The organism is Streptomyces yokosukanensis (assembly GCF_001514035.1).
Taxonomy (GTDB): Bacteria; Actinomycetota; Actinomycetes; order Streptomycetales; family Streptomycetaceae; genus Streptomyces; species Streptomyces yokosukanensis.
Window position 1 is genome coordinate 700367 of the sequence record NZ_KQ948206.1, and the last position, 22407, is coordinate 722773.

At 70.9% G+C, this 22407-nt stretch carries 23 protein-coding genes; 16 read left to right on the plus strand and 7 right to left on the minus strand.

Annotated features, from left to right (window positions below; translation table 11 throughout):
* Positions 1–35: 35 nt before the first annotated feature.
* Complete coding sequence (locus tag AQI95_RS03155) at positions 36–1196, minus strand: threonine aldolase family protein (RefSeq protein ID WP_079071023.1); 1161 nt, start codon at positions 1194–1196, stop codon at positions 36–38.
* Positions 1197–1416: 220 nt separating this feature from the next.
* Between AQI95_RS03155 and AQI95_RS03160 the strand changes: the two genes are divergently transcribed.
* From AQI95_RS03160 to AQI95_RS03200, 10 genes are all read left to right on the plus strand, one after another.
* Complete coding sequence (locus AQI95_RS03160) at positions 1417–2364, plus strand: Rossmann-like and DUF2520 domain-containing protein (RefSeq protein ID WP_067116775.1); 948 nt, start codon at positions 1417–1419, stop codon at positions 2362–2364.
* Positions 2361–3353: a pantoate--beta-alanine ligase gene (gene panC, locus AQI95_RS03165; RefSeq protein ID WP_067116778.1), complete on the plus strand. Its 993-nt coding sequence runs from the start codon at positions 2361–2363 to the stop codon at positions 3351–3353. The genes AQI95_RS03160 and panC overlap by 4 nt, the downstream gene beginning before the upstream one ends.
* On the plus strand, positions 3350–5083 hold the full coding sequence (locus tag AQI95_RS03170) for an L-aspartate oxidase (RefSeq protein ID WP_067116780.1): 1734 nt from the start codon (positions 3350–3352) through the stop codon (positions 5081–5083). Before panC ends, AQI95_RS03170 begins: the two co-directional genes overlap by 4 nt.
* A gap of 5 nt (positions 5084–5088) precedes the next feature.
* On the plus strand, positions 5089–6066 hold the full coding sequence (gene nadC, locus AQI95_RS03175) for a carboxylating nicotinate-nucleotide diphosphorylase (RefSeq protein ID WP_067117070.1): 978 nt from the start codon (positions 5089–5091) through the stop codon (positions 6064–6066).
* A gap of 5 nt (positions 6067–6071) precedes the next feature.
* Entirely contained in the window at positions 6072–6869 is a 798-nt protein-coding gene (locus AQI95_RS03180) for a type III pantothenate kinase (RefSeq protein WP_067116783.1), read from the plus strand.
* A gap of 185 nt (positions 6870–7054) precedes the next feature.
* On the plus strand, positions 7055–7702 hold the full coding sequence (locus tag AQI95_RS03185) for a hypothetical protein (protein WP_067117073.1): 648 nt from the start codon (positions 7055–7057) through the stop codon (positions 7700–7702).
* A gap of 159 nt (positions 7703–7861) precedes the next feature.
* A complete protein-coding gene (locus AQI95_RS47870; protein ID WP_167361921.1) occupies positions 7862–8038 on the plus strand; it encodes a hypothetical protein in 177 nt (58 codons plus the stop codon).
* A gap of 232 nt (positions 8039–8270) precedes the next feature.
* Positions 8271–8696, plus strand: coding sequence for a BlaI/MecI/CopY family transcriptional regulator (locus AQI95_RS03190; protein ID WP_067116786.1), 426 nt, complete (start codon positions 8271–8273; stop codon positions 8694–8696).
* 9 nt (positions 8697–8705) lie between these two features.
* Complete coding sequence (locus AQI95_RS03195) at positions 8706–9239, plus strand: amino-acid N-acetyltransferase (RefSeq protein WP_067116789.1); 534 nt, start codon at positions 8706–8708, stop codon at positions 9237–9239.
* A 203-nt stretch (positions 9240–9442) separates the two neighbouring features.
* Complete coding sequence (locus AQI95_RS03200; protein WP_030751806.1) at positions 9443–9778, plus strand: histone-like nucleoid-structuring protein Lsr2; 336 nt, start codon at positions 9443–9445, stop codon at positions 9776–9778.
* On the opposite strand, the gene AQI95_RS03205 is transcribed toward AQI95_RS03200, so the two are convergent.
* Positions 9757–10347 carry an SCO3374 family protein gene (locus AQI95_RS03205; protein ID WP_067116792.1) on the minus strand — a complete coding sequence of 197 codons (591 nt, stop codon included), beginning with the start codon at positions 10345–10347 and terminating at the stop codon, positions 9757–9759. The genes AQI95_RS03200 and AQI95_RS03205 overlap by 22 nt on opposite strands.
* A gap of 631 nt (positions 10348–10978) precedes the next feature.
* Between AQI95_RS03205 and AQI95_RS03210 the strand changes: the two genes are divergently transcribed.
* A complete protein-coding gene (locus AQI95_RS03210; RefSeq protein ID WP_067116795.1) occupies positions 10979–13504 on the plus strand; it encodes an ATP-dependent Clp protease ATP-binding subunit in 2526 nt (841 codons plus the stop codon).
* A gap of 159 nt (positions 13505–13663) precedes the next feature.
* Here the strand turns inward: AQI95_RS03210 and AQI95_RS03215 are convergent, their stop codons facing one another.
* Positions 13664–14302, minus strand: coding sequence for an HAD family acid phosphatase (locus AQI95_RS03215; RefSeq protein WP_067116798.1), 639 nt, complete (start codon positions 14300–14302; stop codon positions 13664–13666).
* Between the two features lie 452 nt (positions 14303–14754).
* Between AQI95_RS03215 and AQI95_RS03220 the strand changes: the two genes are divergently transcribed.
* On the plus strand, positions 14755–15306 hold the full coding sequence (locus AQI95_RS03220) for a M23 family metallopeptidase (RefSeq protein ID WP_067116801.1): 552 nt from the start codon (positions 14755–14757) through the stop codon (positions 15304–15306).
* Between the two features lie 49 nt (positions 15307–15355).
* On the opposite strand, the gene AQI95_RS03225 is transcribed toward AQI95_RS03220, so the two are convergent.
* Positions 15356–15952: a TetR/AcrR family transcriptional regulator gene (locus tag AQI95_RS03225; protein ID WP_067116804.1), complete on the minus strand. Its 597-nt coding sequence runs from the start codon at positions 15950–15952 to the stop codon at positions 15356–15358.
* Positions 15953–16076: 124 nt separating this feature from the next.
* Here AQI95_RS03225 and AQI95_RS03230 point away from each other — a divergent pair, with 124 nt between their 5' ends.
* The 3 genes from AQI95_RS03230 (at position 16077) to AQI95_RS03240 (ending at position 18755) form a co-directional block, all read left to right on the plus strand.
* Entirely contained in the window at positions 16077–17645 is a 1569-nt protein-coding gene (locus AQI95_RS03230; RefSeq protein ID WP_208614055.1) for an MDR family MFS transporter, read from the plus strand.
* A 160-nt stretch (positions 17646–17805) separates the two neighbouring features.
* Positions 17806–18312, plus strand: coding sequence for a helix-turn-helix transcriptional regulator (locus AQI95_RS03235; RefSeq protein ID WP_208614056.1), 507 nt, complete (start codon positions 17806–17808; stop codon positions 18310–18312).
* Complete coding sequence (locus tag AQI95_RS03240) at positions 18309–18755, plus strand: VOC family protein (RefSeq protein WP_067116807.1); 447 nt, start codon at positions 18309–18311, stop codon at positions 18753–18755. Before AQI95_RS03235 ends, AQI95_RS03240 begins: the two co-directional genes overlap by 4 nt.
* A 58-nt stretch (positions 18756–18813) precedes the next feature.
* Here AQI95_RS03240 and AQI95_RS03245 read toward each other — a convergent pair whose 3' ends face one another.
* Entirely contained in the window at positions 18814–19566 is a 753-nt protein-coding gene (locus AQI95_RS03245; protein WP_067116810.1) for an SDR family oxidoreductase, read from the minus strand.
* 161 nt (positions 19567–19727) lie between these two features.
* Here AQI95_RS03245 and AQI95_RS03250 point away from each other — a divergent pair, with 161 nt between their 5' ends.
* Complete coding sequence (locus AQI95_RS03250) at positions 19728–20309, plus strand: TetR/AcrR family transcriptional regulator (RefSeq protein WP_067116813.1); 582 nt, start codon at positions 19728–19730, stop codon at positions 20307–20309.
* Between the two features lie 25 nt (positions 20310–20334).
* On the opposite strand, the gene cseC is transcribed toward AQI95_RS03250, so the two are convergent.
* Together cseC and cseB are read right to left on the minus strand one after the other, a co-directional pair.
* Entirely contained in the window at positions 20335–21690 is a 1356-nt protein-coding gene (gene cseC, locus AQI95_RS03255) for a two-component system sensor histidine kinase CseC (protein ID WP_067116816.1), read from the minus strand.
* A gap of 10 nt (positions 21691–21700) precedes the next feature.
* Positions 21701–22405: a two-component system response regulator CseB gene (gene cseB / locus AQI95_RS03260; RefSeq protein WP_067116819.1), complete on the minus strand. Its 705-nt coding sequence runs from the start codon at positions 22403–22405 to the stop codon at positions 21701–21703.
* Between the last annotated feature and the right edge of the window lie 2 nt (positions 22406–22407).

The window sequence follows — 22407 nt, forward strand, 5'->3', positions numbered from 1 at the left end:
CGCGCCCTGTGATCACGCACCCCTGGGCGCAGTGATCACAGCGCGGGCAGCCGGGCCACGAAATCGGCCACGGCCGCCCGTACGTCGTCCGCCGTCCACTCCAGGCCCGCCGCGCCGACCGTGACCTCCGTGAACGACAGGTCCGGTCCGCCGCGGTCCCAGGAGCGGGCGAACAGGCCCACCGAGGTCTCCTCCGCCTGCCTCACCGCGGCCTCGGCGAGAACGTCCGGAGCGAACGGCAGCCAGACCCGGAACTCGTGCGTGTGCGGCACCTCCGGGTGGACGCGCGCCCAGGGCAGCCCGGCCGCGGCGAATCCCTCGCGCAGCGCGGCGGCCACCACGCGCGCGTGGCGCACATAGTCCGGCAGCCGGGGCAGCTCCGTCTCCAGCCCGGCAAGCGCCGCGAGCGCGGTCGGGAACTGCTGGAAGATCGTTCCGCCGTACCGGTGCCGCCAGGTCCTGGCCTCCTCGATCAGGCTGTCCGGACCGGCGAGCGCGGCGCCGCCGAAGCCGCCGAGGGACTTGTACAACGACACGTAGACGGTGTCGGCGAGGCCGGCGATCTCGTCCAGGGGGCGGCCGAAGTGCACGGTGGACTCCCACAGGCGCGCGCCGTCGAAGTGCACCACCGCATCGCGCGCCCGCGCCGCCTCGACGACCTCGGTCAGCTCCTCCCACGTGGGCAGCAGGTAACCGGCGTCCCGGAGCGGCAGTTCCAGCATCAGCGCGCCGAAGGGCTCGTCGAAGTCGCGTATCTCCGCGGCAGTGGGCAGCCGGGGCTCGTTCGTCACCCGCACCGGGCGCAGACCGCTGACCTGGCTGAGCGCGTTCCGTTCATGAACTTCGGGGTGGCTGAGGGGGTGCAGGGCCACCGTGGGACTGCCGGTGCGGGCCGCCCAGCAGCGCAGCGCCACCTGCTGGGCCATCGTGCCGGTCGGGAAGAAGGCGGCGGCCCCGGTTCCGAGCAGGTCGGCGACCCGCTCCTCCAGCGCGGCCACGATCCGGCCGCCGCCGTACATGTCCACGCGCTCGTCCAGGTCGTGGACCTGCGGAGCCGTCCGCATGAGCCAGTCCAGCCGTTCGCGGATCGTGGCCTCGAAGCCGGGGCGCCACAGCACGCGGCGCGCCACTCGGAGAGCGGCCAGGCGCCGCTCGTACGTCGATCGTTTCTCGTCCTGTTCCGCCGTGTCGGTCATGCGCGCGATCATGCCCTGCCCCGGCCGGGCGGGGCACCATGCTGTGCGCGCGGCCGGTCGGCGGGCAGGCGCCGCAGCCCCGCGCCCGCCGCAGCGGAACGACGGCGTGGTGAAACCCACAGCCTGTGGATGACCGATCCCTGCCGGACCGAGATAGCGTTAACATGACGAGAAATCGTCCGGTACCCAGAGCGGACTGGAACGGGAAGGCCGCCGTCGCGTGAGTACAGTCCACCAGCCAGACCTCAAGGACCGCCCCGCGCGGCTCACCGTAGGCGTCGTCGGCGCCGGCCGTGTGGGCCCCGCGCTCGCCGCGTCCCTGCAACTCGCCGGGCACCGCCCGGTTGCCGTCTCCGGTGTCTCCGACGCCTCCCGAAGGCGCGCCGAGACCATGCTGCCGGACGTGCCGCTGGTGCCGCCCGCCGAGGTCCTCGCACGGGCCGACCTGGTGCTGCTCACCGTCCCCGACGACGTCCTGCCCGGCCTTGTCGACGGCCTCGCCGAGACCGGCGCGGTACGGCCGGGACAGCTGCTCGTGCACACCTCCGGCCGGTACGGCGCGGGAGTCCTCGACCCGGCCCTGCGCGCGGGCGCGCTGCCGCTGGCCCTGCACCCGGCGATGACCTTCACCGGCACCCCCGTGGACGTCCAGCGCCTCGCCGGCTGTTCCTTCGGCGTCACCGCGCCCGAGGAACTGCGGCTCGCCGCCGAGGCCCTCGTGATCGAGATGGGTGGCGAACCGGAGTGGATCAGCGAGCAGAACCGCCCGCTCTACCACGCAGCCCTCGCCCTCGGCGCCAACCACCTGGTGACCCTGGTCGCCCAGTCCATGGAGCTGCTGCGCACGGCGGGTGTCGCGGCGCCCGACCGGATGCTCGGCCCGCTGCTCGGCGCCGCCCTGGACAACGCGCTGCGCTCGGGCGACGCGGCGCTGACCGGGCCCGTCGCGCGCGGGGACGCCGGTACGGTCGCCGCGCACATCACCGAGCTGCGCGAGCATGCACCGCAGACCGTCGCGGGCTACGTCGCGATGGCCCGCGCGACCGCCGACCGCGCGCTCGCGCACGGCCTGCTGAAGCCCGAACTCGCCGAGGACCTGCTCGGCGTGCTGGCCGACGGGGCCGGCGGCACGAGAGGCACTCACGGCACCGAGGGGAACGACCGATGACCACCGTCCTGCTGAGCACCGCCGACGAGCTGCACGCGCGCGTACGCGGCGGCCGCCGTGCCGTCGTGATGACCATGGGTGCCCTGCACGACGGCCACGCCACCCTGGTCCGCAGCGCGCGCGAGATCGCCGGCCCGGACGGCGAGGTCGTCGTCACCGTGTTCGTCAACCCGCTGCAGTTCGGTGAGGGGGAGGACCTGGACCGCTACCCGCGCACCCTCGACGCCGACCTGAAGATCGCCGAACAGGCCGGTGCGGACGTGGTGTTCGCGCCCTCCGCGGACGAGGTCTACCCCGGCGGCGACCCCCAGGTCCGCATCACCGCCGGCCCCATGGGCGAACGCCTGGAGGGCGCCTCGCGACCCGGGCACTTCGACGGCATGCTCACCGTCGTCGCCAAGCTGCTGCATCTCTCCCGCCCCGACGTGGCCCTGTTCGGGCAGAAGGACGCCCAGCAGCTGGCCCTGATCCGGCGCATGGTGCGGGACCTGAACTTCGGCGTCGAGATCGTCGCCGTACCGACGGTGCGCGAGACGGACGGGCTCGCCCTGTCCAGCCGCAACCGCTACCTCTCGCCGGAGGAGCGGCTGACCGCGCTCGCGCTGTCCCGCGCGCTGTTCGCCGGCCGCGACCGGCACGCCGCGCAGGAGGCGCTGCGCGCGCGTGCCCGCGAAGTGCCCTCCACACAGGCGCGCGCCGAGGCGCTGAGCGCCCTCGGGGAGTCCCGCGCGGCCGCCGACGCGCACGCGGTCGCCACGGCGTCCCCCGGCGGCCCGGCGGCCGTCCGCGCGGCCGCCCGCCAGGTGCTGGACGAGGCCACCCGCTTCGCCCCGCCGCTCGAACTGGACTACCTCGCCCTCGTCGACCCGTCCGACTTCACCGAGATCGGTGACGGCTTCACCGGCGAGGCCGTCCTCGCCGTGGCCGCGCGGGTCGGCGCGACCCGGCTGATCGACAACCTTCCTCTCACCTTCGGAGCCGCCTCGTGACCAGCACAGGCACCAGCACAGGCATACGACTGCACGCGCCCGCCCCCGGGTGGGCCATTTCCGCGGACGTGGTCGTCGTCGGCTCCGGAGTGGCCGGCCTGACCGCGGCCCTGCGCTGCGAGGCCGCCGGCCTGACGACCGTCGTCGTCACCAAGGCCCGCCTCGACGACGGCTCCACGCGCTGGGCGCAGGGCGGCATCGCCGCCGCCCTCGGCGAGGGCGACACGCCCGAACAGCACCTCGAGGACACCCTGGTGGCCGGGGCGGGCCTGTGCGACGAGGAGGCCGTACGGATCCTCGTCACCGAAGGCCCCGACGCGGTGCGTCGGCTGATCTCCACCGGCGCCCACTTCGACACCGACGACGAGGGCGACATCCACCTCACGCGCGAGGGCGGCCACCACCGGCGCCGCATCGCGCACGCGGGCGGCGACGCGACCGGCGCGGAGGTCTCCCGCGCGCTCGTGGAGGCCGTACGCGCGCGTGGGCTGCACACCGTCGAGAACGCGCTCGTGCTGGACCTGCTGACCGACGCCGACGGCCGTACGGCCGGTGTCACGCTGCACGTGATGGGCGAGGGCCAGCACGACGGCGTGGGCGCCGTGCACGCCCCCGCGGTGGTCCTCGCCACCGGCGGCATGGGCCAGGTGTTCTCCGCGACCACCAACCCGTCCGTGTCGACCGGCGACGGCGTGGCGCTGGCGCTGCGCGCGGGCGCCGAGGTCTCCGACCTGGAGTTCGTGCAGTTCCACCCGACCGTGCTGTTCCTCGGCCCGGACGCCGAGGGCCAGCAGCCGCTGGTCTCCGAGGCGGTGCGCGGCGAGGGCGCCCACCTGGTCGACGCCGACGGCGTGCGCTTCATGGTCGGCCAGCACGAGCTGGCCGAGCTGGCCCCCCGGGACATCGTCGCCAAGGGCATCCTGCGGCGGATGCTGGAGCAGGGCGCCGAGCACATGTACCTGGACGCGCGGCACTTCGGCACCGAGATGTGGGAGCACCGCTTCCCGACCATCCTGGCCGCCTGCCGCGCCAACGGCATCGATCCGCTCGTCGACCCCATCCCGATTGCCCCGGCCGCCCACTACGCCTCCGGAGGCGTCCGCACCGACGCACGGGGCCGTACGACCGTGCCCGGCCTGTACGCGTGCGGCGAGGTCGCCTGCACCGGCGTGCACGGCGCCAACCGGCTCGCCTCCAACTCCCTCCTCGAAGGCCTCGTCTACGCCGAGCGGATCGCCGACGACATCGCCGCCGAGCGGACGGAGAACGGCCTGCACGCGCGCGTGCCGGCGCCGGTCCCGCACCCCGAGAAGCCCGCGTACCCGCTGCTCGCCCCCGAGGCCCGCTTCGCCATCCAGCGGACCATGACCGAGGGCGCCGGCGTGCTGCGTTCCGAGGAGTCCCTCGCCAGGGCCGCCGAACAGCTCCGGCGGATGCACACGGACGCCCGTGACGCCCTCGACGAGAACGGCAAGACCGCCGAGCCCGGCGTCGACACCTGGGAGGCCACCAACCTCCTGTGCGTCGCGCGCGTCCTGGTCGCCGCCGCGCGGCTGCGCGAGGAGACCCGCGGCTGCCACTGGCGCGAGGACGGCGCCGACCGCGACGACGCCCACTGGCGGCGCCACATCGTCGTACGGCTCAATCCGGACCGGTCGCTGGCCGTACACACCACGGACACCGCAGACTTCCCCCCTACCCGGCAACACCCCAGCGCTCAGGAGCAGTGACGAACGTGAGCACCGACGACCTTCCCCTCGCCTCCGCCGGCGGTTGCGGCGACGGCTGCGCCTGTGGCGCCGACGGTGACGAGGAGTACCTGGAGAGCGGGCTCGACCCCGCGCTCGCCGAGCTGCTGGCCGCCGCCGGGCTCGACCCGATCGAGGTCGAGGACATCGCCAACGTGGCCATCCAGGAGGACCTGGACGGCGGTGTGGACGTGACGACCGTCGCCACCGTCCCCGAGGAGGCGGTGGCCACCGGCGACTTCACCGCGCGCGAGGCGGGCGTCGTGGCGGGCCTCAGGGTCGCCGAGGCCGTGCTCTCCGTGGTCTGCACCGACGAGTTCGAGGTCGAGCGGCACGTCGAGGACGGCGACCGGATCGAGGCCGGGCAGAAGCTGCTGTCGGTCACCACGCGCACGCGTGACCTGCTGACCGCCGAGCGCAGCGCGCTGAACATCCTGTGCCGCCTGTCCGGCATCGCGACCGCCACGCGCGCGTGGGCGGACGCGCTGGAGGGCACCAAGACGCGCGTGCGCGACACCCGCAAGACCACTCCGGGCCTGCGCTCGCTGGAGAAGTTCGCCGTCCGCTGCGGCGGAGGCGTCAACCACCGCATGTCGCTGTCCGACGCGGCCCTGGTGAAGGACAACCACGTGGTCGCCGCCGGTGGCGTGGAGCAGGCCTTCAAGGCCGTACGGGAGACCTTCCCGGACGTGCCGATCGAGGTCGAGGTCGACACCCTGCACCAGCTGCGCGAGGTCGTCGACGCGGGCGCCGACCTGATCCTGCTGGACAACTTCACGCCCGGCGAGTGCACGGAGGCCGTCGGCATCGTCGCCGGCCGGGCACTGCTGGAGGCCTCCGGCCGCCTGACGCTCGGCAACGCGCGCGTGTACGCCGAGACGGGCGTGGACTTCCTGGCGGTCGGCGCGCTCACCCACTCCTCGCCGATCCTGGACATCGGCCTGGACCTGCGCGAGGCGGAGTAACGGCGATGCTCCTCACGATCGATGTCGGCAACACGCACACCGTCCTCGGCCTGTTCGACGGCGAGGACATCGTCGAGCACTGGCGCATCTCCACGGACGCGCGCCGTACGGCGGACGAGCTGGCCGTGCTGCTGCAGGGCCTGATGGGCATGCACCCGCTGCTCGGTGAGGAGCTGGGCGACGGCATCGACGGCATCGCGATCTGCGCGACCGTCCCGTCGGTGCTGCACGAGCTGCGCGAGGTCACCCGGCGCTACTACGGCGACGTCCCGGCCGTCCTGGTCGAGCCGGGCGTGAAGACGGGCGTGCCGATCCTCACCGACAACCCCAAGGAGGTCGGCGCGGACCGGATCATCAACGCGGTCGCGGCCGTCGAGCTGTTCGGCGGCCCGGCGATCGTCGTCGACTTCGGTACGGCGACCACGTTCGACGCGGTCTCCAAGCGCGGGGAGTACGTCGGCGGGGTCATCGCGCCCGGCATCGAGATCTCCGTGGAGGCGCTCGGCGTCAAGGGCGCGCAGCTGCGGAAGATCGAGGTGGCCCGGCCGCGCAGCGTGATCGGCAAGAACACGGTCGAGGCCATGCAGGCCGGCATCGTGTACGGCTTCGCCGGGCAGGTCGACGGGGTCGTCAGCCGGATGGCGCGGGAGCTGGCCGACGATCCGGAGGACGTGCGGGTGATCGCCACGGGCGGACTCGCGCCGATGGTGCTGGGGGAGTCCTCGGTGATCGACGAGCACCAGCCGTGGCTGACACTGATCGGACTGCGCCTGGTGTACGAGCGGAACGTGTCGCGCCTGTGAGGCGACCGGCGCCCGCGCGGGCGCCGGTTCTCTCCGTGGCGCGGTGGTGCGGCCGGTGCGGTGGTGTAGCCCCGGTCGAGGGAAACCGGGAGCGACACGCGGTGAAACAGCACACCAATTCGTCACTTTTGTCCGATTAGCGGTAGCGTCGCCGCATGCCCACGCCATACGGATCCCGCGGCGGCCTGGCGTTCGGCGTGGAGGAGCTGCGTGTGCTCCGCCGCGCCCTCGCCCTCGCCCTTCACCCCGGCCAAGCGTCCGCCGAGGACGCCCAGGACCTCTTCCGGCTCGCCGAGTCGTTCGACGAGGCGATGTGCGAGGGAGCGAGACTGCGCGCTTTCCTGGTGGCCGACCTCGGCCGGTACCGGGCCGCGCTCCCCGGTACCGCCGCCGGCTATCTCACCCTTCTGGAGGAGGCGCTGGGCGCCGGGCACCGGCCGACGCCGGACGATCTCGCCGCGCTGCGCGCGCTGCGCGGCAACCCCGCGGCGGCCGCACTTCTGGAGCGCTGCCAGCTGCTGGCGGAGCAGGACGTGCGGGCCCGGTTCGCACAGGGGGGCAGGGCCGCCCCCGCCCCCGCCGTACCGCCCGCACGGACGCGCCTGACGGCCCTTCCCGGCGGCGCCGGGGAGTCCGGGGCGGGGCAGGGCCAGGAGTCGCCGAAACCCGGGCAGAAGCCGGCGCCGAAGCCCTCGCCGACGCCTGTGGAGCGTCCTGCCACGGAGCCCGCCGCGCCGAAGCGGCCCATCCCGACGCCGGGTGAGGTCTTCCCGCGCCGCAAGCCGGTGCCTCCGGCGGACCCGGCCGAGACCCGCCAGCTCGCCGCCGGCTGACCGGTCCGTCCGCGGCCTGCCGACGGAACCCGTCCCTCCACCCGCGCCGTCCGTGCCGCAACACGGTCGCGTGCGGGTTGCGGTGCAGGTGGGGAGGGGGGTCCGGGGGTTTGTGCACCCCGTACCTTTCGCCCGGTCCGCCCTGGCTACCCTGGAGGCATGGACTACGTCTCCGCGCTCGTGCCTCCGGTCGTGATGGCCGTGTTCTTCATCGGTGTGGTCAGGGTGATCGTGAAGACCCAGGGCGGGGCCGCCAAGGCCAAGGAGGACGCGGCCGTCGACGCCGCCCTCGCGCGCGTGGAGAGCACGCGACAGGCTTCCGCCGGCGACGCCTGAGTCCGCGACGCCTGAGCCTGCGAGGCCCGCGCCCTCGACGTCCGAAGTCGGCAGCGTCCGAGTCGGCGGCGTCCCCGTCGCCCACCCGCTCAAGTTCGTGCCCCTTTGCCAGCCGTGCGCCCTTTTTGTTCCTATTCGTGGAGTTAGTGCACGTCCGGCATGCCATTGCCGGGATCTCCCACTATTGTTCTGAGCTGTGCCTCGCCCATTGGGAGAACTCGAAGACGCGGTCATGACGCGGGTGTGGAAGTGGAACCGCCCGGTGACCGTTCGAGAAGTCCTGGAAGACCTGCAGCAGGAACGCTCGATCGCGTACACCACCGTGATGACTGTTTTGGACAATCTCCATCAGAAGGGCTGGGTGCGCCGCGAGGCGGAAGGGCGGGCCTATCGATATGAGGCCGTCTCGACGCGGGCCGCGTACGCCGCCGCCCTCATGAACGATGCCTGGTCACAGAGCGACAACCCGGCCGCCGCTCTCGTCGCCTTCTTCGGGATGATGAGCGAGGAACAGCGTCAGGCACTCAGCGATGCCGTACGCATGGTCCAGGGCCCGGAAACCGTGGAACCCTCCGAACCGCGGCAACGCGAAGCCGGGCAAGAGGAACCCGCACAAGAGCAGAACCCCGGCTCGGCAGAGGGCGCGGACGGGCGATAGCGTCCGCTCATGTCAGCAGAGCGTCCTGAAGTCTCCGCAAAAGCCATCACCGTCCGGCGTGCCCGGACCGGCGATGTCCCGGCCGTACGCAACCTCCTCGACGCCTACGTCCGTGACCGCATCCTGCTCGACAAAGCCACCGTCACGCTTTACGAGGACATCCAGGAGTTCTGGGTCGCGGAACGCGACGACAACGCCGAGGTGGTCGGCTGCGGTGCGCTGCACGTCATGTGGGAGGACCTCGCGGAAGTCCGCACTCTCGCGGTGAAGCCGGGCCTCAAGGGCGCCGGCGTCGGACATCAGTTGCTGGAGAAGTTGCTGCAGACCGCGCGGTGGCTCGGCGTTCGCCGGGTTTTCTGCCTGACCTTCGAAGTGGACTTCTTCGGGAAGCACGGCTTCGTGGAGATCGGGGAGACGCCGGTCGACACCGATGTGTACGCGGAGCTGTTGCGTTCCTATGACGAGGGCGTCGCCGAGTTCCTGGGTCTCGAACGAGTGAAACCGAACACCTTGGGCAACAGTCGGATGCTTCTGCATCTGTGATCGTCTTTGCCCAGGTGCCCTATGTCCGAAACGCGCATGTTTCCGGGCGGAGGCCGCCCGCCGGTCCTCTGCCAGGGGTTTGTGTTTTTCCGGCAAAAGCGGTTTGCTTTCCGACGTACTGCAGTACTGCATATAACAGGGGCGGCGAAACGGCGGACGCCGCACACCCCTGGCCCTCAACGTTATCGATGAAAGGAAATCCGGTGGCACAGAAGGTTCAGGTCCTTCTTGTCGACGACCTCGACGGCGGCGAGGCGGACGAGACGGTGACGTTCGCGCTGGACGGCAAGACGTACGAGATCGATCTCACGACCGCCAATGCGGACAAGCTGCGCGGCCTTCTCGACCCCTATGTGAAGGGTGGTCGTCGTACCGGTGGCCGTGCCTCCGGCGGACGTGGAAAGGCGCGGGCCGCTTCCGGCGGCAATCAGGACACCGCGGCGATCCGCGCCTGGGCCAAGGAGAACGGTTACGAGGTCAACGACCGCGGCCGTGTTCCCGCGTCCATTCGCGAGGCCTACGAGAAGGCCAACGGCTGAACCCGCCGGTAGGCGGTCGGCAGCCCGGCGCCAAGGCGCAGCAGCCGGACCCGGTGACACTGCGCTGCCACCGTGTCCACCAGTCGTACGAGATCGGGGGCGCTTCCCTCGCGCCCCACGCCCGGCATCGCCGGCAGCGAGGCCTCGACCTCGCCTCCAGGATCAGGGGGCCGCAGCCACACGGCGGCCCCCTGCACGGACCCGGCCCGCACCGCGGCGCCGACCCCGGTCGGCGCCGGCGGCATGACCCCGGTGGGTACGACGACACCGGCGCGTGAGACGGCCCCGGCGGGTGAGGTGACCCCGGCGGGTGGGGCCGGTGCCTCCACGGCGTCGCCCGCGCCCAGGACCCGCAGATCGAGGGCCACGGCGCTCCACTCCAGCCAGTCCAGCAGCCCCGGCAGCTCCTCCGCGCCGCCCGCGGCCACCAGAATCTCCATCCGGTCACCCCGAAGGGCCACCGGAGAGCCGGTCGAGAGATGCCGGAGCGCCTTTGCGCCCGCCTCGGCCGGCACGTCGAGGATGTCGAACCGCACTCCGGTGAGCAGTCGCAGCGGCCGTCCGGGCACGCTCGCCCACCCCAGATCGTTCTCGTACCAGTGGCGGGCCCGGGCCTCCGGGCAGGCCGATGGAGCGTAGGACTCCGGTTCCGGATCGAGGGGCCGACGAGGAAGGGGGACCGTATGGACCGCGTGCGCGTGAGGCACCGCGTACTCGTGACTCATGGGGTCCGAGGGAGCCGTGGGGGTCGTGGGGAACGGGCCAGCCATGCCAAGTGCAACCGCGGAAGCGACCGGCAAGTTACGCTGGGTGTCTTGTCGATCGCGCAGAGTGTCACAAAAGGGGGCGCGTGGGGGTGCGGGGAGGCGCGAGGTTGTTCGCCCATAGCGGAGGGAACGGGTGCGCGCGGCATGGAGTGTCCGTCCCTGCGGGTAAGACATGCCTAGTGGGAGGGGGCGACACGCAGGCCGGGCCGTCTCGCGTTCGCCATCGGCGTACTGACGATGGGGGTAAGTGCCTGGCCTGCGGGAACATCGTCTCGCACCATCGGGTTGGAGCAGATGTCGGCGTTCGGGGTCAGGAGGCCAAGGACGGTGTCGGCAGTTGGAATGAGCGGTCCCCGCTTGCGGGACTAAGCTGCGGAAGGACAGGGAGGGGAAGTTCCCCCCACTGCCTGACCGCTCTGAGGAGCGATTAACGATGTTCGAGAGGTTCACCGACCGCGCGCGGCGGGTTGTCGTCCTGGCTCAGGAAGAAGCCCGGATGCTCAACCACAACTACATCGGCACCGAGCACATCCTCCTGGGTCTCATCCACGAGGGTGAAGGTGTCGCCGCTAAGGCCCTGGAGAGCCTCGGCATTTCGCTTGAGGCGGTCCGCCAGCAGGTGGAGGAGATCATCGGTCAGGGCCAGCAGGCCCCGTCCGGGCACATCCCCTTCACCCCCCGTGCCAAGAAGGTCCTGGAGCTGTCGCTCCGTGAGGCTCTTCAGCTGGGCCACAACTACATCGGCACAGAGCACATCCTGCTCGGCCTGATCCGTGAGGGCGAGGGCGTCGCCGCCCAGGTCCTGGTCAAGCTGGGCGCAGACCTCAACCGGGTGCGGCAGCAGGTCATCCAGCTGCTCTCCGGCTACCAGGGCAAGGAGACCGCCACCGCCGGCGGCCCGGCCGAGGGCACCCCCTCGACCTCCCTCGTCCTCGACCAGTTCGGCCGGAACCTCACCCAGGCCGCTCGTGAGTCCAAGCTCGACCCGGTCATCGGGCGCGAGAAGGAGATCGAGCGGGTCATGCAGGTGCTGTCCCGCCGTACGAAGAACAACCCGGTCCTGATCGGTGAGCCCGGCGTCGGCAAGACCGCCGTCGTCGAGGGCCTCGCCCAGGCCATCGTCAAGGGCGAGGTGCCCGAGACGCTCAAGGACAAGCACCTCTACACGCTGGACCTCGGCGCCCTGGTCGCCGGCTCCCGCTACCGCGGTGACTTCGAGGAGCGCCTGAAGAAGGTGCTCAAGGAGATCCGCACCCGCGGCGACATCATCCTGTTCATCGACGAGCTGCACACGCTGGTCGGTGCGGGTGCCGCCGAGGGCGCCATCGACGCCGCGAGCATCCTGAAGCCGATGCTGGCGCGTGGTGAGCTGCAGACCATCGGTGCGACCACCCTGGACGAGTACCGCAAGCACCTGGAGAAGGACGCGGCCCTGGAGCGCCGCTTCCAGCCCATCCAGGTCGCCGAGCCGTCCCTGCCGCACACCATCGAGATCCTCAAGGGCCTGCGCGACCGCTACGAGGCGCATCACCGCGTCTCCATCACGGACGAGGCCCTGGTCCAGGCGGCCACCCTGGCCGACCGCTACATCTCGGACCGCTTCCTGCCGGACAAGGCGATCGACCTGATCGACGAGGCCGGTTCCCGGATGCGCATCCGCCGGATGACCGCTCCGCCGGACCTGCGCGAGTTCGACGAGAAGATCGCCGCCGTCCGCCGGGACAAGGAGTCCGCGATCGACTCGCAGGACTTCGAGAAGGCCGCCTCCCTGCGCGACAAGGAGAAGCAGCTCCTGGCCGCCAAGGCCAAGCGCGAGAAGGAGTGGAAGGCCGGCGACATGGACGTCGTCGCCGAGGTCGACGGCGAGCTGATCGCCGAGGTCCTCGCCACGGCCACCGGCATCCCGGTCTTCAAGCTGACCGAGGAGGAGTCCAGCCGTCTGCTCCGCATGGAGGACGAGCTGCACAAGCGGGTCATCGGCCAGGTCGACGCCGTCAAGGCGCTGTCGAAGGCGATCCGTCGTACGCGCGCGGGTCTGAAGGACCCCAAGCGTCCGGGTGGTTCGTTCATCTTCGCCGGCCCGTCCGGTGTCGGTAAGACCGAGCTGTCCAAGGCGCTCGCCGAGTTCCTCTTCGGTGACGAGGACGCGCTGATCTCCCTCGACATGTCGGAGTTCAGCGAGAAGCACACGGTGTCGCGTCTCTTCGGTTCCCCGCCCGGATACGTGGGTTACGAAGAGGGCGGCCAGCTGACCGAGAAGGTCCGCCGCAAGCCGTTCTCCGTCGTCCTCTTCGACGAGGTCGAGAAGGCCCACCCGGACATCTTCAACTCGCTGCTGCAGATCCTGGAGGACGGTCGCCTGACCGACTCCCAGGGCCGGGTCGTGGACTTCAAGAACACGGTCATCATCATGACGACCAACCTCGGCACCCGGGACATCTCCAAGGGCTTCAACCTGGGCTTCGCCGCCGCGGGCGACACGAAGACCAACTACGAGCGCATGAAGAACAAGGTGTCGGACGAGCTGAAGCAGCACTTCCGCCCCGAGTTCCTCAACCGCGTCGACGACGTGGTCGTCTTCCCGCAGCTGACGCAGGAGGACATCCTGCGGATCGTCGACCTGATGATCAGCAAGGTGGACGAGCGCCTGAAGGACCGGGACATGGGCATCGAGCTGTCCCAGTCCGCCAAGGAGCTGCTGTCCAAGAAGGGTTACGACCCGGTGCTGGGCGCGCGTCCGCTGCGTCGCACGATCCAGCGCGAGGTCGAGGACACGCTGTCGGAGAAGATCCTCTTCGGCGAGCTGCGCCCCGGTCACATCGTGGTCGTGGACACCGAGGGCGAGGGCGACACCGCCACCTTCACCTTCCGGGGTGAGGAGAAGTCGGCGCTGCCGGACGTCCCGCCGATCGAGCAGGCGGCCGGTGGGGCTGGGCCGAACCTGAGCAAGGACGCGTAAGCCTCCTGCGGATCAGCCGAACGGAAGGGGTCGGTGCCTTTGGGCACCGGCCCCTTCCGGCGTTGTTCCATGGTGAGTTCCGCGAACAGCTTCTTCACCGGTGGCCCGAGCGGGCCGGACGCCGGCGCACGGAGCGCAACCGGGGTCCTCGGTCGTGCGTCAGGACAACTGGCCGTTGTAGTCAGGGAGTTTGAAGGTCTTCTCGGCGTGGCCGCCGGACAGGTCGGTGGCGTTGTTGCCGATGTTCGCGATGATCTTGTAGCCGTGGTTCTCGATGTCGACGCGCTGGGCGGTCTTGTAGGCGGCGACGTCCTTGAAGAGGTCGAACAGGCCGCGTACGTAGAGGCCGGAGACGTTGTAGCCGTCGTGCTCGAGGTTGTACTCGGTCGGCAGGTAGATGATGCCGGGACGGGCCGTGACGAAGAACAGCCTGACGCCGTGGTCCTGCGCGTACTTCGCGACGTTCAGGACGGGCTTGTTGGCCGGCTGCGGGTAGCTGAAGCCGAAGTCGGTCTCCAGCGTGGTGTTGTCGATGTCGAAGACGATCGCCTGCTTCTCGCCGGGCTCGGCGGCGGCGATCCGCGCCTTCAGGTACGGCAGGGCCTGGTCCATCACCGTCTGGCAGTCCTTCTGCCAGGTCGCGTAGTCGACCTTCGCGGCGGAGGCGGAGGCCGTGGCGGCGGAGGTGTCGGCGGCGATGCCCGTGGTCGCGGCCTGGGCCGGGGCGGCCATCGCTGCCAGGGCGGCCACGGAGACGGCGGTGGCGGATATGCGACGAGCCCAGGGGCCTGTGGTCATCGGTGGGGGTTCCTCTCACGCGGTGGGGGCCTGAATGTCAGGGGCATGATCCGAGGCGGGGGTGGCGTGAAGGGAACCGTAGGGTTACTGAACGGTAGGTGCCCAGAGGTGTGCGTCACATTCACGTGATCGTCGGTTTGGGGTGCCGGTGATAAGCCGCACAGGCGATATGTGCCCTACTAGCGTCGATAGTGGGATCAATCAGTCAGGTAAAGACCCGACAAAAAGGCCATGCGGCGCTGAACCATCCGCGAAAGGGCGACGTCGTGAGAGGCGGTGCCCGGCGGACCGGGGTGCTGTCAAGGTGCCGATGGTTCCGCGCTCGTCTACTAGTGGACGCCGTAGACGGGGCGTTTTGGGGCCGGTGGGGTGCTCGGTTACCAAGGAACGGTCACGCGGTGGAACGTCCGTTCGCCGGGTGGCGGTTCTGTCCCCGAGTCCACGAGGTTTCGATGTTCCAGCGCGCCACGCCCCGTTCTCCCCGCACGCCCTCCCCCTGCACCCGCGTGGCCGTCCTGGCCGCCGCAGTCGGGGCCACGGCCGTCGTGGGGACCGGGATCGCGAGCGCCGCGGCGCCGTCCGCCGCAGCCTGGGTCGACCCGGTGAAGAAGTACACGCTCTCGGCCGGCTACATGCAGTCCGGTGCCATGTGGAAGGCCAAGCACAGCGGCCAGGACTTCGCCGTGCCGACCGGCACCGAGGTCGTCTCCGTGCACGGCGGCACGGTGGTCAAGGCCGGTCCGAACGGCGCCGGCGACGGCCCCGCCTACGGCAACGCCGTCGTCGTCAAGCACGGCAACGGCCAGTACTCGCAGTACGCGCACCTGTCCCGGATCGACGTCAAGGCCGGCCAGGTCGTCAAGACCGGCCAGCGCATCGCCCTGTCCGGCTCCACCGGCAACTCCAGCGGCCCTCACCTGCACTTCGAGATCCGCGCGACCCCGAACTACGGCTCCGCCGTCGACCCGGCCGCCTTCCTGCGCGCCAAGGGCGTCACGTTCTGAGCCGCTGACGGGCGTGACCGCCTGCTCCGTACGGGCGCGACCGCCCGAACTAGCGCTCCCCGGCGTGTTCGTGCGCCTGGGTGACGAGGTCCAGGGCGACTTCGAGGACGGCCTCGCGCCGCTCCTCGGGGTCGCCGTCCATGTCCTTCATCACGAACATGCCCGTGTGCAGGGTGAACATCGCGCTGACGCAGCGGACCTGGTCGACCAGGGGTGCCTCCGGGTCGGTGAAGATGTCCCGCAGGTCGCGCATCCGGTCCTTGAAGATGTCGCCGATGCGCAGGTCCCGGACCGTGCCCTGGTTGTCGTGCATGAAGCGGAAGAGCGGCTCGGCGTCGGCCAGGACGCGGCTGTAGCGCCGGATCATCTCCTGCTTGGTCTGCAGGGTGTGCGGCTGGCTGCGGCCCCACACGATCAGATCCTCGATCGGCTTCGTCAGATCCTCGAAGAGGCTGACGATGATCTCTTCCTTCGTCTTGAAGTGGTAGTACAGGGCTGCCTTCGTGACGTCGAGATGCTCGGCGATCTCGCGCAGGGAGGTCTTCTCGTAGCCCTGATCCGCGAAGAGTTCGAGCGCCACGTCCTGGATGCGCTGGCGGGTGTTGCCGCGGCGCTGCTGTTTGGTGCCGTCCATGGTGACGCCCATCCTCGTACTCCTTGCACTCCCACGGAAACTTACTTGACGCCCGGCTAGTGAAACGTCTACCTTCCCAGTGTAGTCAACTAGCCGGGCGGCAAGTAAGTGGTCGTTGCGGGGGATTGGGGAAGAGATGGCGGACACACTCGAAAGTGTCGCGGACAGCGAAGTCGCGGAGAGCAAACAGGAGGGCAAGCAGCCCAGGAGCGTGCGCGTGGTGCTGCTCGCGCTCATGATCGCGATGATGCTCGCGATGCTCGACAACATGATCGTGGGTACGGCGATGCCGACGATCGTCGGCGAACTGGGTGGCCTGGAGCACCTGTCCTGGGTGGTCACGGGCTACACCCTGGCCACCGCGGCGTCGACCCCGGTCTGGGGCAAGCTCGGTGACATGTACGGGCGCAAGGGCGCCTTCCTCACCTCGATCGTGATCTTCCTGATCGGCTCGGCGCTCAGCGGCATGGCCCAGAACATGGGCGAGCTGATCGGCTTCCGCGCCGTGCAGGGCCTCGGCGCCGGCGGTCTGATGGTCGGCGTCATGGCGATCATCGGTGACCTGATCCCGCCGCGCGAGCGCGGCAAGTACACCGGCATGATGGCTGGCGTCATGGCGCTGGCGATGATCGGCGGTCCGCTGGTCGGCGGTACCATCACCGACAACTGGGGCTGGCGCTGGTCCTTCTACATCAACCTGCCGCTCGGCGTGGTGGCTCTGGCGCTGGTCAGTGCCGTGCTGCATCTGCCCAAGAAGCGGGCGAGGGCCAGCATCGACGTGCTGGGCGTCATCCTGCTGACCGTCGGTATCACCGCGATCGTGCTGGTCACCACCTGGGGCGGCACCGAGTACGCCTGGACCTCCGCGCGGATCATGGAGCTGACCGCCATCGGCGTCGTCGCGCTGGTCGGGTTCGTGGGGTGGCAGACCAGGGCCGCCGAGCCGGTGCTGCCGCTGCACATGTTCAAGAGCCGCAACTTCACCCTGATGTCCGTCATCGGCTTCATCACCGGTTTCGTGATGTTCGGCGCCACGCTCTACCTGCCGCTGTACCAGCAGTCGGTGCAGGGCGCCTCCGCCACCAACTCCGGTCTGCTGCTCCTGCCGATGCTCGGCGCGATGCTGGTGACCTCGATGGTCGCGGGCCGGGTGACCACCAACAGCGGCCGCTACAAGGCCTTCCCGATCGTCGGCGGTGCGCTGATGATCGTCGGGCTGTACCTGCTGTCGCTGATGGACACGGACACGAGCCGTTTCACCTCGGGTGTCTACATGGCCGTACTGGGTCTCGGTATGGGCTGCCTGATGCAGATCACCATGCTGGTGGCGCAGAACAGCGTGGAGCTGAAGGACATGGGCGTGGCCTCCTCGTCCGCGACCCTGTTCCGTACGCTCGGCTCCTCCTTCGGTGTCGCCATCATGGGCGCGCTGTTCAACGACCGGGTCAAGCACGTCATGGCCGAGCGGGCCGGTGCGCTGGGCAAGGGCGTCACCGAGAAGTCCGCGCAGTTGGACGCGAAGAGCCTGGCGAAGCTGCCGGCGGTGATCCGGGACGCGTACCAGCACGCGGTGTCCGCCGGCACGCACACGGCGTTCCTGCTGGGCGCGGCGATCGCGGTGATCGTGCTGATCGCGGCGGTGTTCGTCAAGGAGGTCCCGCTGCGCAGCGGGGACCAGAAGCCTGCGGCGGTGATCGGCGACTGAGGTCGCTGCGGCGTAGGTGACCGAGGCGGTCCGCGCCTCGCACGAACGGAAGACCCCCGGCTGGTGTCCGCCCCGGGGGTCTTCCCCCTTTTCGCGGGAGGACGCGCGCTGCTGTTCGCGGGAGAACGCGCTGTCAGTGCCCCGTGTCACCATCGGCTGCATGGACAAACTGGGGCGGCTGCGTCTGGCCAAGGACGCGATGGACCGGGACTGGACGGATCCCGGTCTCGATCTGGACGCGGTGGCCGCGTGTGCCGGGTACTCGCGCTATCACTTCCTGCGCGCCTTCAAGGACGTCTACGGCGAGACGCCCGGCCAGTATCTGACGCACCGGCGCATCGAACGCGCCGAGGAGATGCTGCGCTCCGCCGACCTCACCGTGACCGAGATCTGCACGCTCGTCGGCTTCAGCAGTCTCGGCACGTTCTCCGCCCGCTTCAAGGCCCGCACGGGGCTCACCCCGAGCGCGTACCGCGCCCGGCACGTGGGCCGCGGCGCCTCCCTGATACCCGGCTGCTACGCCATGCTCTGGGCCGGCGGATTCAGTACCGCAAGATCGGAGAAGCGCTCCGGGTCCGGCCCTGCCTACGGTGGCGAAGGGGAGCCCGCCGCGGCGGACGACGCCGCCCGCGCCACCAGCACAGCCGACAGGAGAGCGGAACCATGATCAAGGGGCTTGCCATCACGACCGTCTGGGTCCTCGACCAGGACCGGGCCAAGGAGTTCTACACCCAGAAGCTGGGCCTCGAGGTCCGTACGGACATGACCATGGGGGACGGCGGCATGCGCTGGCTCACCGTCGGCGCCCCCGGCCAGCCCGACGTGGAGCTGACGCTGATGGTGCCGGGGCCGCCGGCGATGGACCCGGAGTCCGCCGAGATGATGCGCACGCTCGTGGCGAAGGGGGTGCTCGGCGCCGGGGTCCTCGCGACCGACGACATCCACGGGGACTACAAGAAGCTCAAGGAGCGCGGGGTGGAGTTCCTCCAGGAGCCCCAGGAGCGGCCCTACGGCACGGAGGCGCTCTTCCGGGACGACTCCGGCAACTGGTTCTCCTTCACCCAGCGCCGCGAGGGCGGTCTGGACACGGAGCGGGACTGGGCCTGCTGAACGCGTGACGGCTCGGGGCCGGGCGCGGCCGTGCGGCCCGAGCGCCCAGGAGCGCTCCTCAGCGCCCCGTGGCCAGCGTCGCGCCGCCCGTCGCCTCCAGGACCACCCCGGTCACGAAATCGTTGGCCGTGAGCATGTGGATCGCGCGGGCGATGTCCTCCGGGCGGCCGACGCGGCCGACCGGGGTGATCGCGGCGAAGCCGTCGAAAAGGGTCCGGCGCTGTTCGTCCGGTACGCCGTGCCACCAGGGCGTGTCGACGACACCGGGCGAGACCGCGTTGACGCGGAGCGGTGCCAGCTCCACGGCGAGGGGCGGGACCATCGCCTCCAGGGCTCCGTTGATCGCGGCGAGGCCGGCGGTGCCGGGCAGGGCGGCACGGGCGGAGGCGGCGGTCACCAGCGTCACCGAGCCGTCGCGGCGCAGGGCGGGCAGGGCGGCCTGCAGCACCTGGACGTGCGGCCAGAACTTGCCGTCGAAGCCGGCGGCCAGCTCGGCCAGGTCCAGTTCGGCGAAGGGGCCGCCGCCCTTGCTGCCGCTGAGCGCGACGACCAGATGGTCGACGGGCCCGGAGTCCGCGAAGAAGACGTCCACCGCGGCGCGGTCCGCCCCGTCCAGCCGGCACGTCGAGACCTTGCCGCCGATCCGGTCCGCCGCGGCGTCCAGGCGGTCCTGGTCGCGGCCGGTGATCACCACCTCGGCGCCGTCCGCCGCGAAGAACGCGGCCGCCGCCTCGCCGATGCCGGAGCTGCCGCCCATGACGACGACGCGCTGGCCGGCGAGGGAGTGCACAGGGCTGTTCGGAGTGCTCATGAGTGGCTCTCTCCCGAGACATCACCGAGTTCCGGCCCTTTGCCGAGAACGTCGGTCTCGTTAAAGTGTTACCGAGACCGGTAGTCTCGTCAAGAGTGCTTCGACCGGCAAGAAGCGCAGGAGCTCGCGGAGAGCGGTCGGGACTCGGAGAGGATGGGCCCGTGCACGACAGCAACGAACCCCGCCCGCACACCGGCCGCCGCCGCAACGAGGCCGCGCGCCGGGCGATCCTCGACGCCGCGCTGGAGCTGCTCGCCGACGCCGACGGCGCCCCGGTGAGCGTGGAGACCATCGCGCGCGCGGCCGGGGTCGGAAAGCAGACCCTCTACCGCTGGTGGCCCTCGAAGGGCGCCGTCCTGCTGGACGCGCTCACCGATCGCGCCGCCCAGGACGTGCCCGCGCCGGACACCGGAGACCTCCGCGAGGATCTGCGCGAGCTGGCGATCGCCACCTTCGAGGCCTCCCAGCGGCGGCCGTCCGCGCCCGCCCTGCGCACCCTGGTGCGGGAAGCGGCGCGGGACACGCATCTGGCCGAGCTGATGCGGGTGTTCACACAGTCCCGCAGGGCCGCCGTGCGCGCGGTGCTCGAACGCGGCCGGGAGCGCGGCGAACTCCCCGCCGACCGGGACCTCGACCTTCTGGTCGACCAGTTCTACGGGTTCTTCTGGTACCGCTTCCTGCTCGGCCACGCCCCGCTGGACGCGGCCGCCGCCGAAGCGCTCACCGAATCTCTGCTGGGCTGAGGGCCGCTGCCGCCGGCGGGCACCCTCAGCTCGCGCCCCCGGACAACGGCAGCATCGGGTAGCTGCCGGTGCTGGTCGGGGCGTGCTCCGGCAGCCACAGCACGGCCACCGCGCCCTCCGCGGGGATGCCCTCGGGGGCCCCGGCGGGCCGTACGTTGCGGAACGTCAGCCGGGCGCCGAGCACCCGGGCCTGGCCCGCCGCGATGGTCAGGCCCAGCCCGTGGCCCGTACCGGCGCGGTCCTTGCTGCCGGTGCGGAAGCGGCTCGGCCCCTCGGCGAGCAGTTCCTCGGGGAAGCCGGGACCGTGGTCGCGGACCCGGATGACCCGGCCCTCGACGGTCACCTCGATCGGCGGCCGGCCGTGCCGGGCGGCGTTGGCGAGCAGGTTGAACAGCACCCGCTCCAGGCGGCGCGGATCGGTGGTGACCTCCGACTCGTGCACCACCCGTACGGTGATCTCCGGGTCCTTGACCGCCACGCGCCGGGTGACGAAGTCGCCGAGCATGAGGTCCTGCAGCTCGGCCCGCTCCGAGGCGCTGTCGAGCCGGGCCACCTCCAGGACGTCCTCGACGAGCGTGCGCATGGCCTTCGCCCGGTCCAGCACCAGCTCCGTCAGCCGGCTCGGCGGCAGCAGCTCGGCGGCCGTGAGCAGACCCGTGACCGGGGTGCGCAGTTCGTGTGCGATGTCGGCGGTGACCCGGCGCTCGGCCTCCAGCCGCTGCCGCAGCGCGTCCGCCATGGCGTCCACCGCGCGCGCGAGATCGTCCGTCTCGTCCCGTACGACGCCGCCGATGGCCTCCCGCACCCGGACGTCGGTCTCGCCCTTGGCGACCTGGTTCGCGGCGGCCGCCGCCTTGCGCAGCCGCCGGGACAGCTGCCCGCCGATCAGGACACCGAGCGCGCTGCCGCCGAACACGACCGCGACGGAGCCGATGACCAGCGCCTGGTCGAGGTCCTTCAGCACATCGGTGGAACGGACGGGCATACGGCTGTGCAGGGACAGCACCCGCCCGTCCTTGGTCGGCACGGCCGCCCAGATGTCGGGCACCCCGTCACGGTCGATGACGTCGCTGGCCTTGCGGCCCTCCTCGACCTTGGTGCGCAGCGCGTCCGGCAGATCGGGGTCGTCGAGCTTGATGGCGGGGAAGTTCGGCCGCCGGTTCAGCTCGTAGTTGCGCTGCGCGATCTGGACCCGCTCATTGGCCAGGTCGCGTGCGTTGTCGAGCATCGAGACCCGGGCCGCGTTGTGCACGACCAGGCTCAGCGCGATCGCCACCAGCCCGGCCACCAGCGCGATCGCCGCGCTGAGCTTCCATCTGAGTCCCGTGTGAAGGCCCGCGCGCTCCATGCGCCGGACCGGGTTCCGAAGAATCCCCCGCATACCGCCCCGCTCAGGCCTTCAGCTTGTAGCCGAAGCCGCGGACCGTCTCGATCCGGTCCTGGCCGATCTTCTGCCGCAGTCGCTGCACATGCACGTCGACGACCCGGGTGTCCCCGCCCCAGCCGTAGTCCCAGACGCGCTCCAGCAGCTTGTCCCGGGAGAGCACGGTGCCCGGCGCCGAGGAGAACTCCAGGAGCAGGCGCATCTCGGTCGGGGTGAGCCCGACCGGCACACCGGCCCGGCGCACCTCCATGCCCTCGGTGTCGATCTCCAGGTCCCCGAAGGCGAGCACACCACCGGAGACCGGGTCCTCGACGACCTCGGTCCGGTCGTTGCCGCCCGCGTGCCCGAAGCGACGCAGCACGGCCCGGATCCGCGCGACCAGCACGGCCCCGTCGAACGGCTTCGTCACATAGTCGTCGGCGCCCGCCTCCAGGCCGAGGACGACATCGATGGAGTCGGCGCGCGCCGACAGCATGATCACCGGCACGGTCGACTCGTCCCGGATACGACGGCACAGACTGACGCCGTCCAGGCCGGGGACCATCACGTCCAGCAGGGCGATGTCGGGGCGGTCGGCCCGGAACGCCTCCAGGCCCGACAGGCCGTCGGGCATGGCGGTGACCGCGAAGCCGTCCCGCTCCAGGGCGAGCTGGGTGGCCTCGCGGATGACGTCGTCGTCCTCGACGAACAGGACGTGGGTCTGGTCTGCCATCC

Excerpts from the sequence above, each read along its gene's own strand:
- AQI95_RS03155 (WP_079071023.1), bottom strand. The coding sequence starts at position 1,196 with ATGACCGACACGGCGGAACAGGACGAGAAACGATCGACGTACGAGCGG.
- panC (WP_067116778.1), top strand. The coding sequence starts at position 2,361 with ATGACCACCGTCCTGCTGAGCACCGCCGACGAGCTGCACGCGCGCGTA.
- AQI95_RS03180 (WP_067116783.1), top strand. The coding sequence starts at position 6,072 with ATGCTCCTCACGATCGATGTCGGCAACACGCACACCGTCCTCGGCCTG.
- AQI95_RS47870 (WP_167361921.1), top strand. The coding sequence starts at position 7,862 with ATGGACTACGTCTCCGCGCTCGTGCCTCCGGTCGTGATGGCCGTGTTC.
- AQI95_RS03190 (WP_067116786.1), top strand. The coding sequence starts at position 8,271 with ATGACGCGGGTGTGGAAGTGGAACCGCCCGGTGACCGTTCGAGAAGTC.
- AQI95_RS03195 (WP_067116789.1), top strand. The coding sequence starts at position 8,706 with ATGTCAGCAGAGCGTCCTGAAGTCTCCGCAAAAGCCATCACCGTCCGG.
- AQI95_RS03210 (WP_067116795.1), top strand. The coding sequence starts at position 10,979 with ATGTTCGAGAGGTTCACCGACCGCGCGCGGCGGGTTGTCGTCCTGGCT.
- AQI95_RS03215 (WP_067116798.1), bottom strand. The coding sequence starts at position 14,302 with ATGACCACAGGCCCCTGGGCTCGTCGCATATCCGCCACCGCCGTCTCC.
- AQI95_RS03220 (WP_067116801.1), top strand. The coding sequence starts at position 14,755 with ATGTTCCAGCGCGCCACGCCCCGTTCTCCCCGCACGCCCTCCCCCTGC.
- AQI95_RS03225 (WP_067116804.1), bottom strand. The coding sequence starts at position 15,952 with ATGGGCGTCACCATGGACGGCACCAAACAGCAGCGCCGCGGCAACACC.
- AQI95_RS03230 (WP_208614055.1), top strand. The coding sequence starts at position 16,077 with ATGGCGGACACACTCGAAAGTGTCGCGGACAGCGAAGTCGCGGAGAGC.
- AQI95_RS03235 (WP_208614056.1), top strand. The coding sequence starts at position 17,806 with ATGGACAAACTGGGGCGGCTGCGTCTGGCCAAGGACGCGATGGACCGG.
- AQI95_RS03240 (WP_067116807.1), top strand. The coding sequence starts at position 18,309 with ATGATCAAGGGGCTTGCCATCACGACCGTCTGGGTCCTCGACCAGGAC.
- AQI95_RS03245 (WP_067116810.1), bottom strand. The coding sequence starts at position 19,566 with ATGAGCACTCCGAACAGCCCTGTGCACTCCCTCGCCGGCCAGCGCGTC.
- cseC (WP_067116816.1), bottom strand. The coding sequence starts at position 21,690 with ATGCGGGGGATTCTTCGGAACCCGGTCCGGCGCATGGAGCGCGCGGGC.
- cseB (WP_067116819.1), bottom strand. The coding sequence starts at position 22,405 with ATGGCAGACCAGACCCACGTCCTGTTCGTCGAGGACGACGACGTCATC.